At 50.3% G+C, this 17,716-nt stretch carries 15 protein-coding genes; 8 read left to right on the forward strand and 7 right to left on the reverse strand.

What is annotated here, in order from left to right; all coding sequences use genetic code 11:
* Nucleotides 1-3: 3 nt before the first annotated feature.
* From NC980_RS12090 to NC980_RS12100, 3 genes are all read right to left on the reverse strand, one after another.
* Nucleotides 4-777, reverse strand: coding sequence for a hypothetical protein (locus NC980_RS12090; RefSeq protein WP_190375254.1), 774 nt, complete (start codon nucleotides 775-777; stop codon nucleotides 4-6).
* Nucleotides 778-940: 163 nt separating this feature from the next.
* Nucleotides 941-1,729, reverse strand: coding sequence for an RNA polymerase sigma factor SigF (locus NC980_RS12095; protein WP_190375255.1), 789 nt, complete (start codon nucleotides 1,727-1,729; stop codon nucleotides 941-943).
* 392 nt (nucleotides 1,730-2,121) lie between these two features.
* Complete coding sequence (locus NC980_RS12100) at nucleotides 2,122-2,949, reverse strand: photosystem II manganese-stabilizing polypeptide (protein ID WP_190375256.1); 828 nt, start codon at nucleotides 2,947-2,949, stop codon at nucleotides 2,122-2,124.
* Nucleotides 2,950-3,232: 283 nt separating this feature from the next.
* On the opposite strand from NC980_RS12100, the gene NC980_RS12105 reads away from it, so the two are divergent.
* Nucleotides 3,233-3,568: a hypothetical protein gene (locus tag NC980_RS12105; protein ID WP_190375346.1), complete on the forward strand. Its 336-nt coding sequence runs from the start codon at nucleotides 3,233-3,235 to the stop codon at nucleotides 3,566-3,568.
* 59 nt (nucleotides 3,569-3,627) lie between these two features.
* Here NC980_RS12105 and psbM read toward each other — a convergent pair whose 3' ends face one another.
* Nucleotides 3,628-3,744, reverse strand: coding sequence for a photosystem II reaction center protein PsbM (gene psbM, locus NC980_RS12110; protein WP_190375257.1), 117 nt, complete (start codon nucleotides 3,742-3,744; stop codon nucleotides 3,628-3,630).
* A 48-nt stretch (nucleotides 3,745-3,792) separates the two neighbouring features.
* The gene (locus NC980_RS12115) at nucleotides 3,793-4,080 is read right to left on the reverse strand and encodes a 2Fe-2S iron-sulfur cluster-binding protein (protein ID WP_347272560.1); all 288 of its coding nucleotides are present in this window, start codon (nucleotides 4,078-4,080) and stop codon (nucleotides 3,793-3,795) included.
* 445 nt (nucleotides 4,081-4,525) lie between these two features.
* On the opposite strand from NC980_RS12115, the gene psbB reads away from it, so the two are divergent.
* The 7 genes from psbB (at nucleotide 4,526) to NC980_RS12150 (ending at nucleotide 13,516) form a co-directional block, all read left to right on the forward strand.
* Nucleotides 4,526-6,058, forward strand: a complete 1,533-nt coding sequence (psbB, locus tag NC980_RS12120) for a photosystem II chlorophyll-binding protein CP47 (RefSeq protein WP_190375259.1) — start codon at nucleotides 4,526-4,528, stop codon at nucleotides 6,056-6,058.
* 63 nt (nucleotides 6,059-6,121) lie between these two features.
* A complete protein-coding gene (locus tag NC980_RS12125) occupies nucleotides 6,122-6,217 on the forward strand; it encodes a photosystem II reaction center protein T (protein WP_083622085.1) in 96 nt (31 codons plus the stop codon).
* Between the two features lie 106 nt (nucleotides 6,218-6,323).
* Nucleotides 6,324-6,914, forward strand: coding sequence for a GNAT family N-acetyltransferase (locus NC980_RS12130; RefSeq protein ID WP_190375260.1), 591 nt, complete (start codon nucleotides 6,324-6,326; stop codon nucleotides 6,912-6,914).
* A 224-nt stretch (nucleotides 6,915-7,138) separates the two neighbouring features.
* Nucleotides 7,139-8,710 carry a bifunctional pantoate--beta-alanine ligase/(d)CMP kinase gene (locus NC980_RS12135; RefSeq protein ID WP_190375261.1) on the forward strand — a complete coding sequence of 524 codons (1,572 nt, stop codon included), beginning with the start codon at nucleotides 7,139-7,141 and terminating at the stop codon, nucleotides 8,708-8,710.
* Nucleotides 8,711-8,895: 185 nt separating this feature from the next.
* A complete protein-coding gene (locus tag NC980_RS12140; protein ID WP_190375262.1) occupies nucleotides 8,896-11,073 on the forward strand; it encodes a M48 family metalloprotease in 2,178 nt (725 codons plus the stop codon).
* A gap of 579 nt (nucleotides 11,074-11,652) precedes the next feature.
* Nucleotides 11,653-12,105 (forward strand): RNA-binding protein, encoded by a 453-nt coding sequence (locus tag NC980_RS12145; protein ID WP_190375263.1) that lies wholly within the window; start codon nucleotides 11,653-11,655, stop codon nucleotides 12,103-12,105.
* A gap of 79 nt (nucleotides 12,106-12,184) precedes the next feature.
* Complete coding sequence (locus tag NC980_RS12150) at nucleotides 12,185-13,516, forward strand: hypothetical protein (protein WP_190375264.1); 1,332 nt, start codon at nucleotides 12,185-12,187, stop codon at nucleotides 13,514-13,516.
* 111 nt (nucleotides 13,517-13,627) lie between these two features.
* Here the strand turns inward: NC980_RS12150 and NC980_RS12155 are convergent, their stop codons facing one another.
* Together NC980_RS12155 and NC980_RS12160 are read right to left on the reverse strand one after the other, a co-directional pair.
* A complete protein-coding gene (locus NC980_RS12155) occupies nucleotides 13,628-14,842 on the reverse strand; it encodes a PQQ-dependent sugar dehydrogenase (protein ID WP_190375265.1) in 1,215 nt (404 codons plus the stop codon).
* 53 nt (nucleotides 14,843-14,895) lie between these two features.
* Nucleotides 14,896-17,694: a PAS domain-containing protein gene (locus NC980_RS12160; protein WP_190375266.1), complete on the reverse strand. Its 2,799-nt coding sequence runs from the start codon at nucleotides 17,692-17,694 to the stop codon at nucleotides 14,896-14,898.
* Nucleotides 17,695-17,716: the final 22 nt, after the last annotated feature.

Here is a 17,716-nt window from a genome sequence, read left to right on the forward strand (position 1 = left end):
TAATTAACCAAACAATCGAACAGTCAGCAAGGCCGCAGTGGGTTGAGTCCCAGAACCCCCAACAGAGCGCGCCACCTCGACACCATTTTGCTCCAGAATCACAATGGGTTCAGATCCGCTATTCATTTCGACCCGCTTGATCAAGACCTGCCCGTTTGCAATACGCTGTCCCACTTGAACATAGCGACTGGTTGCTTCATTCGGAGCCTGCACGATCACCTGCGGTACACCACCAACGACCACGACACCCGTAATTTGCACTCCCTTTGCTAAGCTCGAATCAGGCAGCGGCGGAATCGGACGAATCGGCGATTGCGGCTCTGGTTTCGGTAAAGTCGCAGTTGGTCGATTCCTTGGCTCGGATTTCACTGGCGGCTGTGGAGTGGGAGTAGATCCCGTTGGCTGTGCTGTAGATAGCGGTGCCACCGGAACCTTGAACGAAACAAGGGGCGGGACACTTGAAAACGGATCTTTCCCGCTACTGATGCCGCGCTGAACTTGTTTCGCTCGCTCTAATGGATCAGTCGATTGCAGTAGACCCGCAATTTTGTTTCCTGATTGTGCACCTTCCAATTTTGCTGCGTCTTTAGCAGGGACGGTTGGCTTGGCAAACGCCTGAGCAGGCGTGGATGGGTTAGCTGCGGGCGAAGGATTAATCGTCGCCGTTTCCTCGCCCGTCGTGCAGCCGCTCAACCAAAGCGTAAACGTACCCGCACAAAGAATCAGCATTCTGCTTGGAAGACTCCCCGTAACTTGCTTTGTGAACCGCTTGCTCATGATCACTCCCAAAATTCGACTTAGAATTAGCCTCGATCGCGGTTCACAGCCCAAACTTAAATGACCCGCAATGAAGAACGATTCGTGTGATGACAGTGTGCCCCGATCTCGCTCAAGAGACGACTTGCTAAAAAAATTGCGTAAATTTTCGTAGCTTTCTTGCTTAAGCCTCAGTACAAATCATGATGGCTTGTAGCTTTTGCAGCCCTTTTTTCACTTGACGAGAGACGGTGACAGCGCTAATTCCCAGGCGTTCTGCGGTTTCTTTCTGAGTTAAATCGTAGAGAAAAACGAACTCCAGAACTTCACGGGTTCGCTGTTCTAACTGCACCAAGGCTTGCTGAAGCCGAAGGCGGTCTTCCTGAACGAGTTGAAAACTGCGATAACGGGTATCGGGAACCAGATCTCCTAGGGATGCAGTCCCCTCTTCGTCACCGATGGGGGTATCTAGGCTAAGCAGGGCGCGATTTTGACCCGCTAATCGAATTTCCTGCCACTCTCCGATCGCAATATCCAACGCCGCCGCGATTTCAATATCAGTCGGGGGTCTGCGATGTTGCGCCTGAAATTCTCGAATAATCCAGATCGCTTGGCGTTGCAGCGCTTGCCAACGGCGCGGAATTCGCACCGAGGGGCTTTTGTCGCGCAAATAATGTTGAATCTCGCCCCGGATGTAGGGAATTGCAAACGAGCTAAAAGCGTGTCCTTTCGACATATCAAATCGCTCGATCGCCCGAATTAATCCAATCGATCCAACCTGAAGCAGATCGTCGTAGCTTTCCGTACACTGATTCACCCAATGGTGCGCTTCTTTCCTCACCAGCCCAATATTTAGTTCAACCAGTTGATTGCGGATAGAAGCCGATGCCGACTTCTGATACTCACGGAGCAGTTGTAACGTTTCGTTTCTTAAATCGGTAGAGACAAGATTAGGAGAGACAAGATTAGGCATGACGAATTTCAGTGATGAGCTTACGCTTAAGAAGGTGTCAAACCCGATTTTTTGCTGCTTCTGCTGAGAGCTGTGATGGTAGAAATCACACCCAGAATGCGATCGGAGAGATGAGAACAAAAGCTTTAAGCAAGTCGTTGAAACTGCTAGATTTTTGCTCTTCTCTTGGTGACAAATCAAACTTATTTCTTTGATCGAATTGCGTACAACTGCATTTCCACGGAACGTTAGCCCACCGTGATTTGAATCACTTTATGAATAGATTCTGAACAAACGTGAGAATTAGATTTTACAAAATTAAAATGCGCAAAAAAATGGGGCAGCTTGCCCCAAGACGTGAATGGCTCTGAAAAAGAGCGCGTTAAATTGGCAATTCCTAGACTAGCGGGAATCTAAGCAGCAGGCGCGACTCGTGCGTAGAACAAGCCGCGAATCTTCACTTCGCTGGCTTCACGGGATCCCATGTCGGTTTCAGATGGCTGTTCACTCTCGAACGTTCCGGCAATCTCGCCAGTTGCGCTGTCGATTTTTGCCACTTGTAGCGAAATTGCACCCTTGTCAAGCTGGAAGCGTTTGACGTTCTCTTTTCTCAACTCTTCTGAGTCTGCTGAAGCTGGAAGCGCAACTGCATTATCGTAACCGGTGGTCAAACCGCGACCTTTCGGGTCGAGGAAGTTAGAAGTCCGGTAAGACGGAACGCGGAAGTTTCCAGTAAAGTCGGTTGAAGTGTTGATCGTGGACGAACCCGGCGCGGTCGTTGCCACCAATCCTTTAATGGTGAACAAGAAGGGAACCCGTTCGCCACCTGGTAGCTGAACAGTAATCGCCTGAAAGTCTAGACCATCTTCTTCTACAAAAGTCAAGCTACCATCTGGGTTTGCCGTCAATGTTCCTGACACCGCATCGATCGACGAGGTGTAGCGGGTCATCACTTTCGCAGGAACAAACTCAGCTTCACGGCGCTTGTTGCCCAACTCTTCTTTGACAAAGTAAGTGGTGGGCTGGAGGCACAATCCGGTGATGCTGTAGGATTTTCCGTTTTCGATCGCGATCGAGCCGCGGGATGTTTCCTCAATTTGGGGGCAGCTATTGGCTAAGCCTGTGCCGCGAATTTGCTCGTAGGTCAATCCTTCCGTACTGGTAGCAGTAGCGTCACTACAAGCCGTTAGAACACTCAGGCAGAACGCCAGCAGTGTCACAATCAATGCGCGATACCTCATGGTCAACCTCAAAGTAATGTAAAAATTCTGTCAGGGTGTTTTGGCACTGCTGTCAGATCTCATCGAGTTTCTATAAATTCTGGTGTGGTTCAATCGAACCTCTCATAGCATTTTACAGATATTCGTAAACATTTTAAGAATCGAAGACGATCGCAGATTGCACAGAAGGAATTACAGTGCTGGGGGCAGCGGTCTCGATCGCCAAAAAGCGGTACGGTATTAATGCCTTTTTCCGGTTATCAGTAGACGCGCCTGAGGAGCAACCCGTATGGATCACGATGCGATGATAAGAGATTACACCAAGAGTAAAGCTGATGAGATTACTGCGAGGTCGTTAGAACTTGACGAGCTAGCGCGGACGGTTCGCTCGATCTCGGAGCGTTCAGCCGGAGACGGACTCGCGCTTCTCGCTTTGCTGAGGGTGCTTGAAATCCTCCATCGCGAAATCCGAGAAGGCTTGTTTCAGGAGGCACTGCCTAGTAATCGTCAGGCGCTCTATAGTTTATTGAAAGATATTGAAGCGACGGGGGGATGGCCCTATATCAATCGCATGCCGCTTCAAGAGTTTCTGCGAAATCTGATTGTCGAAGATGACACCTGCTCTGAAACCGAAAGATAGGCAAAAAGCGCCAAAGATGCTTAATCTTCAGCGCTTTTTCTGAGTGAAACTGTAAAGTTTTATTGCTCGTCTTTGGGCTGGCGGCTGGCGGTTTGAATATAGAGAATCAGCAGAAACACGCTCGGCACAAGCACAAACAGAATCGACGCAATAAATCCCAAATCATTAACTTGCATAAAGCACGACCCCTTTTAAACTTGGCATCAACACTTTCTAGAATACCACTAAGGCTTGGTCTTAACGCTGACTGCCCCATTGACTAGGGCTTGACAAGCCAGGCGATAAGAAGCGGGTTTTTTCTTTAATTTGCGCTCCTCGAATGCGGTGCGCGGCGAGAGATTTTCCATACCTTCAATCACTTCGATAATGCAAGTGCCACATTGACCGCTGCCGCCACAGTTCATTAACTTGCCGCCAAAGGTGTAGAGATCGACTTGATTTTCTACCGCTTTAATCCGCAGATTCGCGCCTTGAGCCGCGACCACTTCTTTACCTTCTTTGACAAAATTGATGCTGGCAGACTGGAATGCGGGTTTCGGTGACTCCTGAACGACAGCTTCTTCAACGGGTTGGAGATCGGTGTCTGCTGGTTGCATAGTCTTCCTCTTGAAGAGAATTTGTAGATTGATTGGCACTCAAAATGCTTTCTTTAGTTGTACCTCATTTCATTCAAGAATTAAGAAATATTAATAAGTGAAAAGCAAGAATTGGAAGGAATTTCAGACGATCGTGATTCGCTTGCAATCGCTTCTAACACTGGTTACACTTCTTTATACACTTTCATTTTTTATCAATCCCTTGTCATGGTCGCGATTCAACGTTCTTGTGAACGGCTGGAGCGCAGAAACGGCGGGGTTACGGGATGCCTTGTCTGGTAAAGTTACCAATATTAGGCACTTTAACAAAAGGCTGAAAGAAGCGTTGCAGTAGACGTAATTTAGAGGAGGAGAGTAGTCAATGGGACTACCCTGGTACCGCGTACACACAGTTCTGGTGAATGATCCGGGACGGTTGATTGCGACTCACCTGATGCACACCGCACTGGTAGCAGGTTGGGCAGGATCAATGGCGCTTTATGAGCTTGCCATTTTTGATCCGAGCGATCCAGTTCTGAACCCCATGTGGAGACAAGGTATGTTCGTGCTGCCGTTTATGGCAAGACTCGGCGTAACCTCTTCCTGGGGCGGTTGGAGCATTACGGGTGAAACCGTCACCGATCCAGGCTTCTGGTCGTTTGAGGGCGTTGCGGCTGCCCACATCGTTTTATCGGGCTTGCTGTTCTTGGCAGCTTGCTGGCATTGGGTTTATTGGGATTTGGAGCTTTTCCGCGATCCGCGCACAGGTGAACCTGCGCTCGACTTGCCGAAAATGTTCGGAATTCATTTGTTCTTGTCGGGATTACTTTGTTTTGGTTTCGGTGCGTTCCACTTGACGGGCTTATTTGGTCCCGGAATGTGGGTGTCTGATGCCTACGGTGTAACGGGTCACGTTCAGGCTGTCGCGCCTGAATGGGGCCCGGCTGGATTTAACCCGTTTAATCCGGGTGGAGTCGTGGCGCACCATATTGCAGCAGGCATTGTCGGCATTATTGCGGGCTTATTCCACCTCAGCGTTCGTCCGCCTGAGCGTCTCTATCGCGCCCTGAGAATGGGGAACATCGAAACGGTGTTGTCGAGCAGTATTGCAGCCGTGTTCTTTGCAGCATTTGTGGTTGCAGGAACCATGTGGTACGGCAACGCAACCACTCCGATCGAGCTTTTTGGTCCGACACGCTATCAATGGGATAGCAGGTTCTTCAGCCAAGAGATCGATCGTCGTGTTCAAAATGCGGTTGCAGATGGCGCAAGTCTGTCTGAGGCTTACAACCAAATTCCTGAAAAACTGGCGTTCTACGATTACGTCGGTAACAGCCCCGCGAAAGGTGGCTTGTTCCGTACCGGTCAGATGAACAAAGGGGATGGAATCGCTCAGACTTGGGTCGGACATCCGGTATTCAAGGATGGCGAAGGTCGTGAATTGTTTGTCCGTCGCTTGCCGAACTTCTTCGAGAACTTCCCTGTGATTCTCCAAGATAGCGATGGCGTGATTCGTGCGGACATTCCGTTCCGTAAGGCTGAGTCGAAGTACAGCTTTGAGCAAGCTGGCGTAACTGTTAGCTTCTATGGCGGTAAGCTGGATGGGCAGACCATCAGCGATCCGGCACAGGTTAAGCGTTATGCGCGTGCGGCTCAGTTGGGCGAACCGTTTGAATTCGATCGTGAAACGCTGAACTCGGATGGTGTATTCCGCACCAGCCCGCGTGGATGGTTTACTTTCGGTCACGCTGTGTTTGCACTGTTGTTCTTCTTTGGTCACATCTGGCACGGATCTCGAACCATCTTCCGGGATGTGTTTGCTGGGGTTGACCCGGATCTGTCGGAAGAGCAGGTCGAATGGGGACGCTTCGCGAAAGTGGGTGACAAATCCACCCTTCAAAGAACAGAAGCGTAATTGGCTTCACGGGTCTAGGCAATTCGCTTAGACCCGATTGACTCTTTATCTTGGGACATCATCATGGAAAGCGTTGCATATATTTTGATTTTGGCTTTGGCGCTCGGCGTTCTGTTCTTTGCGATCGCCTTTCGGGAACCACCGAGAATCGGTAAGTAATTTCACGATTACGAGAAGAACCCGCTTCAGACCGAGGCGGGCTCTTTTTTGCGACGGTTTCGGACAAGCTGATTTAGGATGTGAATGTTGGGTTTACTCGGTGCTTGTGAGCGTTTCTTCGCGACAAACAGATTTTTCCAGTCCGACTCGCTATTGCGTTCGGGCGGTACAGCCTTCGGATTTGTATGAGATTGCGGGAGTTTTGGTGGATAGTTTTCCGCTGTATCCGTCGTTTCTACCGTGGCTGGCTCCAGTGATTCGAGTCGGGATTCATGAGGATCTAAGGAGTCGAACGCGATTTCCGGTACCGAATTATGTTTGCTTGGTGGCGATCGATACGAGTGATCGAGCAGAGCGATTGGTTGGAACGGTCGAGATTGGATTACGTGGAACGAATCCTTGGCAGCCGCGTACTAATCAGTATATTTATTTGTCGAATCTGGCGGTACGGGAAGACGCGCGACGGCAAGGAGTGGCGCAGCAGTTGTTATTGGCATGTGAGCCGTATGTCCAAGAGTGGGGCTATCGCAATATTTATTTGCATGTGCTGGAAACAAATGAGGCGGCAAAGCGGCTTTATTTTAAGTTGGGGTATCAGCTAGAAGAGATTCAGCCGAGTTGGGATTGGTTCTTGGGAAAACCGAGACGGATGTTTTTGCGGAAGGAATTGCGATCGCCTGAAGTCAGAGAGCTTTAATTCAGCGCTCGAATTCAGGGCCACAATACGCTAGTCGAAATTACCCACTTCAACTTGAATCTCCAACGAAGGCGTACCAGCGGGAAAGGCGAAAGAAACGAAGCCGAGCGAAAGATTGGGTAAGTATTCCGTTTTCGCCTCCGAATTCACTTGGATATACGCAAAAAATTCTGGAGATTCACTAAACTTAGAAAGATCTGTATGAAACAGAGTTAGGAGGGCTTGTGCGCCTGTTTACGACCGTCGCAGGATTGCGGTGCTACTTGAACTTGGCTCAGGGAAAACAACCGATCGCGACGGGTTCCACCGAATCGACGATCGCACGATCAAAGATCGGGTTTGTTCCCACGATGGGCGCACTCCACGCTGGACATTTGAGCCTGATTCAACGAGCGCGACAAGAAAATCAAATCGTTGTCGTCAGCATTTTTGTCAATCCGCTGCAGTTTGGAGCAAACGAAGATTTGAGCCGCTACCCCCGCACTTTGGAGCGCGATCGATCGCTGTGTGAAGCAGTTGGGGTTGATGTGATCTTTACGCCTGATGCCGCAGAAATGGGAGTCAGTCCGCCTACTCCAACGAGAGTGCAGCCGTCGAACGAGCTAACTTCTGGACTGTGTGGGGCGTTTCGTCCTGGACATTTTGAAGGCGTGGCAACCATTGTGACGAAACTCTTAAATTTGGTGCAGCCCGATCGAGCTTATTTTGGGCAGAAAGATGCTCAGCAACTCGCGGTGATTCAGCAAATGGTGAAAGATTTGAATTTGCCTGTTGAGGTTGTGCCGTGCGCGATCGTGCGGGAATCCAGCGGTTTAGCGCTTTCGTCCCGAAATCAATACTTGTCAGATGAAGAAAAAATAAAGGCAACCGCGCTTTATCGAGGATTGTCACAAGCTGAAAAACTGTTTCGATCCGGAGAGCGTGTAAGTGCTACCTTAGTTCAGGCAGTGAAACAGGAACTCGAAAAAGTTTCCGAACTGCGACCAGAATATATCGAACTTGTTGATCCGATGACGCTGAAATCTTTAGACTCTGTGACCGATGAGGGTTTGTTAGCGCTGGCTGCGCGTTTGGGTTCGACCCGCCTGATTGACAATTGCGTGCTGCGCGATCGTCGCCCGATGATTGCGATCGATGGTCCTGCGGGAGCAGGAAAATCGACGGTGGCACGGGCAGTAGCGGCTGAGCTGGGCTTGTTTTATCTGGATACGGGTGCGATGTATCGGGCGCTGACTTGGTTTGTGCTGCAATCGGGCGTAGATTTGAACGATGAACCGGCAGTTGCAGAATTGGCGCATCAGTGCGAGATCGATTTTCAAACTGACACGGCAACCCCGCTCGTGTTTGTCAACAGCCAAGATGTGACGCAGGCGATTCGGACTCCAGAAGTAACGGCGCATGTTTCGACGATCGCGGCACAGGCAGCGGTGCGGGAAGCGTTAGTGAAGCAGCAGCAGAATTACGGTCGGCGCGGGGGCATCGTGGTTGATGGTCGCGACATCGGAACGCACGTTTTCCCGGACGCAGAAGTAAAAATCTATTTAACTGCTTCGATTCAAGAAAGAGCGCGGCGCAGACAGCACGATCTGAAGACTCTGGGACAGCCAGAGGTGAGTTTGGCAGAGTTAGAAGCCGCAATTTTTGAGCGTGATCGTAAGGACAGCACTCGTGTCATTTCACCATTGCGGAAGGCGGAGGATGCGATTGAGATTCAATCCGACAACTTGACGGTGGCGGAAGTGCTGCAACGAATTGTCAGTCTGTATCAGGAAAAAACGGCACCGGTTTCGATTTGACAATATTATGGGTCGCTGCGGGATTTGTTGTAGTCATAGAGACACGATTAATCGCGTCTCTATGACGGCAACGGATACAACGAATGGGCGATTTGCCGCATTTGTTTTTTGAATTGGAATTCACACCGACCATTCTTTAAAGATTTCGTTGGGTACTCTAGAAGCGCTGTCGTTCAGGGAACCCTATGTCTTCTTTTTCGGAGTCTGCTTCTTGTCAGAATCAGCTAGAAGCAGGGCTAATGGCGCTTCAAAGCGGGCAGACCGAAAGCGCGATCGTACAACTTAACCGGTGTCTCACCTCTCCCGATCTCAATTCCTCAGATGCTGTCAAAGCCAAAATGGGATTAGTGCAGGCATACGCGCAAAGTGGAGAAATTCAGTCAGCGATCGCACTTTGCCAAGAGCTTCAACAGAGCCGCCACGAAAAGGTGCGGGCGTGGGCGACGCAAATGATAACAAAGCTTGCGCCTATTGATTCGGGATTCGTGCCGCTTGATGCCACAGTTCAACCCGTTCGACGCAAACGAGCAACGCCATCTCAGAAAAATGCCGCCACAATTCAAACAGAACCCCTATCAGAGCCAGCTCGACCTGAAACCATCTCAGCTATAACGCCGCACGCCTGGAAAAACGCCGCTCGTGCTCAGCGCTGGCATCCCCTTCCTCCGCTCAATCCGATGCGGTTGCGGTGTGCAGAAGTTGGAAGCGCGATCTCGCTCTTTATGACACTGTGCTTGCTCTGGCAAGTAGTAGGTTTCACTTTCTCGCTGCCCCATATAGCAGTGACACGGCTCTTGCGCTGGAGTATTGCTGCTCCTGATCAAACCATTCCGATCCTGCAATTCGGATTGAGCTTGATGCTCCTATTTTTTGCATCTCCGTGGATTTTGGATGCAGTGCTGAAAGAACTGTATGGACTCAAGCCGCTTTCCACGGCCGCGATCGCTCGTCATAGCGTAGAGGCGCATCGCCTGATTCAAAGATTTGCTCAGCAGCAGAAAATTCCCATTCCCAAGCTCGGAATTTTGCCGGCTTCGGTTCCGATCGCGTTTACTTACGGTTGTCTACCTAAATTTGCTCGAATTGTGGTGAGTCAAGGGCTTTTAGATCAGTTAACCGATGAAGAAATTGCAGCAATTTATGCCGGAGAAGTGAGCCATATTGCTCATTGGGATTTTGCTTGGATGTCACTTGTTGCTGTCGTGTTGCAGATTCCTTACTCCATTTATCAATTGGGCGCGATCTCCAGCGATCGGCTCCGAGCCTTGAAGTTAAATCAGGCTTTTGTTTCCAAACTCATTCAAATTGCTGCTGATGTAACAGGGCTAATTTCTGCGATCGCCTATGGATTTTTCTGGGTATTTCGCTGGTCAGGATTATGGCTTTCAAGAGAGCGTATTATCTATAGCGATCGTCAGGCTTGCAGTCTCACAGGCAATCCAAACGGACTAGCACGAACCTTGATTAAATTAACGATCGCGACGACTAAAACAATCAAACACGAAAAGCGAACTCCTTATCTATTAGAGGGTTTTGAGCTGCTTAATCCTGTGAGTTATCGCAGCGCAATTTTATTTGAAGGGCTATTCGATCGAGTCTCTTTATCGACTTTATTTCAGTGGGATTTTGCTAACTGCGATCGTAGTTTATCCCTGTTGGATAGCCCTCATGCTCTCATGGGAACCCGACTGCAAAAACTGATGAATTGCTGTCAGCAATGGCACCTCAAACCTGAACTCGATCTCGAAACCCTCACCCCCACTAACCGTAAGCAACCCTTACTGCAATTCGCACCCCTGTTTGGTGGTTTAGGCGGCATTGCGATCGCAGCATTACTCTGGCTAATTGCTCACGCTCTCTTTGCCATTGGTAACTTCCGCCTCAATTGGTTAGCCAGCGATTACAGCTTGTTTCCAAGTTTTGGGTGCATTGGATTTGGCATTGGGATGATCATTCGATTTAATCGCTTCTTTCCTGACTCTCAGGACGCACACACCGATCTCGTTCAGCTCCTGACGCAACCCCAGCTCACCCCCCTCGATAGTCCCAGAATTCGCCTCGAAGGAACGCTTATCGGGCGCACTGGAGCCAGCAACCGACTTGCTCAAGACCTCCTCCTGCAAACCGAGACCGGATTAATTAAGCTGCACTACTGCTCTCAGCTAGGCGCGATCGGAAATCTACTCTGTTCGCTCCCGCTTGGGCAGCCCGCGATCGTCACTGGATGGCTCCGACGTAGCGCAACTCCCTGGATTGATGTAGACACGATTAGAACGAGATCGTTAATCCGAGCTGGGCATCCCGTCTGGTCGTTACTGGTTGCGATCGCGGCAATTCTATTTGGCATCGCTCAGATTCTGTAAAGAATAGTTGCGTTCTCTCTAGACATAGTGTTACATTTCGTTACAAGGAGTCCAGTCCTGAAGTGGCTCAGTCGGTCGTGCATCGACTTACAGAACTTTCAGTATTCGGTATTTCTCCTCCCAACACAGCAAGCTGAACCAGTCGATCGTAGGATCGGCTGGTTTTTGTCTCGCAACTGAAGCAAAATTTTGCAAACTCTAACAATTTTGCAGGCTCTAACAATCGAAATAGCACTCAGGAGGGAAATTCTTCAGGTGGCTCGAATCTAAGAGACGAGCATGATACCTTTAAGAGTGGTGCATATCCTTGGGACACAGTGACCAAGTTGCTTAACCTCAAATCCCGCGATCATCGCCCAGCGACAAGAATCGAGCCCTATGGAGATTTTCCGGGTTTGGTTTGAAATCTCCGGAGGAAGGGTCAGCAGCGCGATCGTGCTGCTTCATGTAGTCCTGACGAAAGGTGGCAGAAATGTCTGTATCGTCTAACCTGAGCCAAGAAAACGAAAGGTGTAGCTGAGGGATGTGTGGTAAGCGTCCGTACCATGTATTAGGATCAAAGTCTGGAGGTGTCTCGATATGTCAATTCGTCTATATGTGGGCAATTTGCCCGAAGATTTAAGTCGGCAAGACCTTGAAGCTGCATTTGCGGATGCAGGAGAAGGAGTCTCCGCCAAGCTGATCACCGATCGCAAAACCGGTAAATGCCGCGGTTTTGGCTTCGTCACCGTCAAATCTGATGAATTAGCGGATCAATTCATTGAGAAATACAACGGAGTCAGCATCAAGGACAACGCGATCAAAATTGAAAAAGCGTTGCCGCGATCGAAAGACAAAGCTGATGAACCCGCAGCAGCACCCGTCGCGTCGGCCGGTGGAAAGCGCAAAGGCGGCAACACGAACAACAACAACAAATCGCGCCGCACCACCACTTCTACTGCTGATCCTGACTCGGTTCAACCCGATCCGCGCTGGGCACAAGAACTGGAAAAACTCAAACAAATGCTGGCAACTCAAACGACTAATTCATAGAATTTGAGATTCTCTGCCGCATTTCGATTTGAGTGACGGGAATCCTAATAACATTGCGTTGTGATAGGGTTTCGTTTGAATGAAGCGTTTGAACAATCAAGCATTTTACATCCTCCAGACTGAGGTTCGACGATGTCTTGGTTCGTGTAAGATTGGGCAAGCTCAAACTGAGCTTGCCCTTCGTCGTTTGGAGAGATTACGCCTCCAGTCGGGAACACCTGCAACCGAGGCAGAGTTACGAGACGCGATCAGCGATTTGATTCCAGATTTTGATTCAAAGATTCTCCGCAAGGCTGCAAAAGTAAATCGCCCCTCGTCGCCGTTGTGGATCAGTTTAAAGCTTGGAACAGTTGCGATCGTTCTTTCAGCGGGTGGAATTTGGCTCGTCAATCGCCCGATTCCGTGGATTCGTTATCCGGTCATGGGGGCTGCTCCATTTCTGCTCACACCGAGCTACATGGCGATGGATCACAACTACCGTAGGGCGGTCGCGCTGGTTGAGCAATCCGATCAATTCGTGAACGAAGCAACCGCGTTTGAAGACTTAGATCTTGGAACACAAAAAGTCAAAGCGGCGCAAAAGCATTTGGACGAACTGCCTGTCTGGTTTTTAGGACATTACCCAGGGAGTTACTGCCGATGGGCTAAATGCTATTGGCGATTCACGATCGATGAGTTCAAATCTGCCCGTGAGCAAGTTGCCCGGCTGGATGCAAAGCTCTTTCAGGAGAAGAACGCTCAAACTCGATTTGAGCAAGCTGAACAGTCATTGGGTGAAGCCATTCGCATCATTCGCGATGGTGCAACCGGAGAAAATCGTAACGCTGCGATCGCGGACTGGAGATCGGCGATCGATACCCTGAGTCAACTTCCGGGTTCAACCCTCGCCGGACGACTTGCCCGCAATAAATTAAGCGCGGCAGAACGTGACTTTCGCGCCATGGTTGGAACTCAAACAGAGAGCGATCGCAACCGTCGATTAATCGAAGTCGCTCAAATCAGCGCGAACGCTGCAAAACAACAAACTCAAGATGCGCCAATGTCGCTAATCCAGCTGGGGCAGGTGCAGGAGAACTGGGAGCGCGCGATCGCCAAATTACAGCAAATTCAGCCCACTGATCCAGATTATGTAGAAGCGAGCCGCAGAATGACCCAGTATCAACAGAGTCGCAGTGCGATTAAAGAGAGAATTCAGCATGAGGAAGACTCTGTTGTCGCTTACAAATCCGCGCAGCGAATGACTCAGAGCTTGATTTCAAATGCTGATCCAAACCGAGTCGATCGTTCCTACATTCTTGGACAGCTACGCGCCATCCTTGATCGGCTTGATCAAGTGAAACCCAATACAACGGTTTACGAGAAAGCAGCAGAAATGAGGGCTTCGGCTGAAAAACGAATGCTCAACCGGTGAAGATGTGACGTAAAGACGCGATTCATCGCGTCTTTACCCAGTCTGTAGCGAGTATTTGGAGATTTGGTATAAGGGCATCTCTGAAGGTCATACCCATCGAACTTGCGTTTTTTAGCTCCCTGTCGGCTCTAATCGAATTAAACGCCCGTCTCCTGATCCATCCGTAAGAACATACAGCAATCCATCGGGACTCTGCCGCACATCGCGTACTCGCTGCCCGATCGCAATCCTCTGCTGCCCTCGCACATTTCCCGTTTCATCAAGATCAATGCGCCGTACATCTTGAGACACCAATCCGCCCGCAAACAGATCACCTTTCCAAGCCGGAATACGATCGCTCGTATAAAACGCCAATCCCGAAGGAGCCGTTGCCGGAGTCCAAACAACTTTCGGACTCACCATACCGGAGCGCGATCGCGCTGTCGAAATCTCCCCGCCAAAATATTCTCGGCTATAAGTCACAACGGGCCAGCCGTAATTCTTGCCTGCTTGCGCTAGATTCAGCTCATCGCCGCCCCGCGCCCCATGTTCAGTTGCCCAAACTCGCTGCTTGAGCGGGTCAAACGCCAACCCTTGAATATTGCGATGTCCATAGCTCCAGATCGCTGGATCTGCGGTTTGATTCGTTGCAAAGGGGTTATCACGTGGCGCTGAGCCATCGTCATTTAGCCGCACAATCTTACCGAGGCGACTGCGTAAATTTTGCGCCTGCTTGCGAATCAACTCACCCTCTAGCTGAACGGGTGGATTGCCACCATCGCCGATCGCGACCAGCATTGTGCCATCCGGTAGCCAAAGAATCCGCGACCCGAAATGCTGTCCGCCGGATTTCGCTTGCTTCACTTCAAAAATCACGCGCAAATCCCGCAGCGCTTTGCCATCAAACGTGGCTCTCGCTACACGAGTCCGATTTGCGCTCTGAGTTCCATGCGAATAAGTTAAATACACCCAGCGGTTTTGGGCAAATCGGGGATGAATCGAGACATCCAGCAGACCGCCCTGACCTGCTGACATCACTTCTGGAACTCCCGCGATCGGAGTCGAATCTAACACGCCATTTCGCACTAGCCGTAGCCGTCCGGCTTTCTCGGTAATCAGCATCGCGCCATCGGGAAGCCATGCCATACTCCACGGGCGTTCTAATCCTGATACGATCGTTGTTTGCTGAAATCCTTGAGGCGTTTGGGCAGAAGATATCTGAGCAGCATCTGAGGGGCTTTGAGTGGGCGCAACCGTATTCGCGGCAGTTAGGGAGCAAGCGGTCATCGCAAATCCTAGCAAACTGATTCCTACGCTGCGCCTTAGTTGCTCGGTCGAAAACTTCATAGCCGTATTCCTTATGCGTCGGTAGCCGTTGCTGCCATTCTAGTCTGGGAGTTTTAACTCTGGGAATCGCGAGCAGTGCTTTGCTGAACTAGCTCCAGCACGGCTGCAACGAGCGCTTCTGGCTGGATTGGCTTTGCAAGATGCTGCTGAAATCCAGATTCAAGGGCTTGTTGGCGATCGAACTCCTTCGCATAAGCGGTCAGCGCGATCGCAGGAATTGCAATCTTCGCGGCGCGAACGGCTCGAATGAACTCATAACCCGTCATTTCTGGCATTCCAATATCACTCAGGAGAATGTCAGGTGGAGCTTGCTTAACCAAAATCAACGCTTCAAGGGCTGAGTCAACCGTGATTACGGTCGCGCCGTTTGTTTCTAATAAGAAGGTGAGAAATTCTCGTGTGTCAGCGTTATCATCGACGATCACTGCTCGAATCCCGCCCAAGGGTACATCCACCGTAGGAGGCGTGACAGGTGTAGAAGCAACCGCTTCCTCCGGGACTTGCGGAAGTAATGGCAATCGCACTATAAACGTTGCGCCTTGATTTTCTCCCTGGCTTTCGGCGGAAATCGTGCCGCTGTGTAATTCCATGATTTGACGAGCGATCGCTAACCCCAATCCTAAGCCGCCAAACTTGCGAGTAATTGAGCCGTCTTCTTGCCGAAAGTGTTCAAACAGATGAGGCAAAAAGTCTGGGCGAATTCCAATTCCTGTATCCGTAATTTGCACCTGAGCCTGATGCTCGACTTGCGCCAGATGAATCGTCACTCTTCCCGCTTCTGGGGTGAATTTCACAGCGTTGGAGAGCAAATTCCAAAACACTTGCTGCAATCGTCCCGCATCCCCAAACACAAAGTAATCTTGGCGATCGGATTGCAAGTCAAAGGTGATTTGTTTGGCTTCGGCGGTGAGTCGAATCGTCTCTGCAGCGGCTTGAATCACTGAGGCAACATTGACAGGGTAGCGGTTGAGGCTGAGCTTACCGCGCATAATGCGAGAAATATCGAGCAGATCATCGATCAGTTGGGTTTGAAGTTTGGCGTTGCGCTCGATCGTATTCAGTGCCTCTGCGGTTCTTGCAGGATCTAAGCGCCCGTTTTGTAACAGTCTAATCCAGCCCAAAATGGGATTCAGGGGCGTTCTTAGTTCGTGAGAGAGCACTGCGAGAAATTCATCTTTGAGACGGTTGGCTTGCTCTGCGGCTTCGCGGGCAGCTTGCTCTTGCTGAAACAGGCGTTCTCGTTCGCGCTCGAATTGTACTCGTTCGGTGATGTCATTCGAGATGCCAATTAAGCCAATCACTTCTCCGGTTTCATTGCGATAAGGCGTTTTCGTTCCCAAAAAAGTGCGAATGCCATCGGGAGACTCTTCGACGACTTCGGTTTGTCCGGTGGTCATGATGCGCTGGTCGTTTTCTGAGACGATCGCGCCGAGCTCAGGCGGAGAGGAGATTTCAGCGTCGCGATATCCAATTACCTGATCTGCGGTCTTGCCTAACGTTTCTAGCGTGGCAGGATTGGCATAGATAATTCGTCCGGCTCGGTCTTTGACAAAAATCGGCGTTGGAGCGGCGGCATTAATTACGTCTAGAATGGCGTTCTTCTGGCGCAGTTCCTTCTCGGTGCGCCTGCGATCGGTGACATCTCTAAACAAAATCGCGACTTTGCGCTTTTCGGGTTCCTCGACGCGAAACGCATAGACATCAAACCATCGGTTCATTGATTCAGAACCATTTTCAAACCGAACGGGTTCTCCAGTTAGCGCCACTCTGCCATAAATCTCAAACCAATGACTCTCAAGATCAGGAACGAACTCACGTATTGTTTTTCCGACTGCATTCTTGAGTCCGGCTTGTTGCTCAAAGATTGGATTGACTTCGAGAAAGCGATAATCGATCGCTTTGTCAGCGTCGTCGAACAGGAGTTCAATGACGGCAAAACCTTCATCGATCGAGTTAAACAGCGATCGATAGCGTTCTTCGGATTGTCGTAGGGCTTCCTCTGCTTGTTTGCGTTCGGTTTCTCGCTGCTTGAGTGCGGTGATTTCCTGCACCACGACATTTACGCCCAAAACGTGATCGTCCTCGCTTTTAAGGGGGTAAAAGCTCGATAGCCAAGTTCGCAGCACTCCAGGCTGAGCCGGATTCATGCCGCTCACTTCCAGATTAAGAATGGGTTTCTCAGTCTCGATCACTTGTCGGTAGATTGGTTCCAGCTGATCTGCAAGTTCTGGAAGCACCTCGCGCACCGTTCGTCCGAGGTGCTGCTGGATTGGAACGCCATTAATTTCTGCTAATTGTTGATTGATCCGCACATAGCGCAAGTCGGTATCGTTAAAGCATAGTCCTACAGGCGCAGTGGCGTAAATTGCCTCAATTTCGGCGCGTCGGCGCTGAGCCGTTTGCTGCTGCTGAAGCTGAGCGGCTTCTGCTGATTTTTGTGCGGTCACATCTTGAAAGTACACCGCAAGCCCGGAGACGATCGGATAGGCGCGGACTGTAAACCAAGCATTCAAGGGTGGATAAAAAGCCTCCAGGCTCACCGTGATTCGTTCAGCCACAGCCCGCCGGTATTCTTGTCCAAATACACTGTCTTCCGCTTCAGGGAATACTTCCCAAATGCTTTTACCAATGAGGTCTGCTTTTGAGCGATTCAGAACCTGTGTGGCTTGAGAATTGACATAGGTAAAGCGCCATTGTTGGTCAAGCGAGAAGAACGCATCGGAAATGCTTTCGAGAATGTCGAGAATTTGCTGTTGGGGGGGCTGAGACTGACGATCGAGCGAAATTAATCCGAGGCGCTGCCGAATTCGACGAATGATAGCGGAAAAGACAGAGGACGGGCGAATCGTCATAACACAGGCACAAGAGTCGCTC

Origin of the sequence: Leptolyngbya sp. AS-A5 (assembly GCF_039962495.1) — a bacterium.
Taxonomy (GTDB): domain Bacteria; phylum Cyanobacteriota; class Cyanobacteriia; order Leptolyngbyales; family Leptolyngbyaceae; genus Leptolyngbya.

Coding starts and splice junctions, on each gene's coding strand:
- psbB (WP_190375259.1), top strand. CDS start 4,526: ATGGGACTACCCTGGTACCGCGTACACACAGTTCTGGTGAATGATCCG.
- NC980_RS12140 (WP_190375262.1), top strand. CDS start 8,896: ATGTCTTCTTTTTCGGAGTCTGCTTCTTGTCAGAATCAGCTAGAAGCA.
- NC980_RS12095 (WP_190375255.1), bottom strand. CDS start 1,729: ATGCCTAATCTTGTCTCTCCTAATCTTGTCTCTACCGATTTAAGAAAC.
- NC980_RS12150 (WP_190375264.1), top strand. CDS start 12,185: ATGAAGCGTTTGAACAATCAAGCATTTTACATCCTCCAGACTGAGGTT.
- NC980_RS12125 (WP_083622085.1), top strand. CDS start 6,122: ATGGAAAGCGTTGCATATATTTTGATTTTGGCTTTGGCGCTCGGCGTT.
- psbM (WP_190375257.1), bottom strand. CDS start 3,744: ATGCAAGTTAATGATTTGGGATTTATTGCGTCGATTCTGTTTGTGCTT.
- NC980_RS12090 (WP_190375254.1), bottom strand. CDS start 777: ATGAGCAAGCGGTTCACAAAGCAAGTTACGGGGAGTCTTCCAAGCAGA.
- NC980_RS12100 (WP_190375256.1), bottom strand. CDS start 2,949: ATGAGGTATCGCGCATTGATTGTGACACTGCTGGCGTTCTGCCTGAGT.
- NC980_RS12145 (WP_190375263.1), top strand. CDS start 11,653: ATGTCAATTCGTCTATATGTGGGCAATTTGCCCGAAGATTTAAGTCGG.
- NC980_RS12155 (WP_190375265.1), bottom strand. CDS start 14,842: ATGAAGTTTTCGACCGAGCAACTAAGGCGCAGCGTAGGAATCAGTTTG.
- NC980_RS12105 (WP_190375346.1), top strand. CDS start 3,233: ATGATAAGAGATTACACCAAGAGTAAAGCTGATGAGATTACTGCGAGG.
- NC980_RS12160 (WP_190375266.1), bottom strand. CDS start 17,694: ATGACGATTCGCCCGTCCTCTGTCTTTTCCGCTATCATTCGTCGAATT.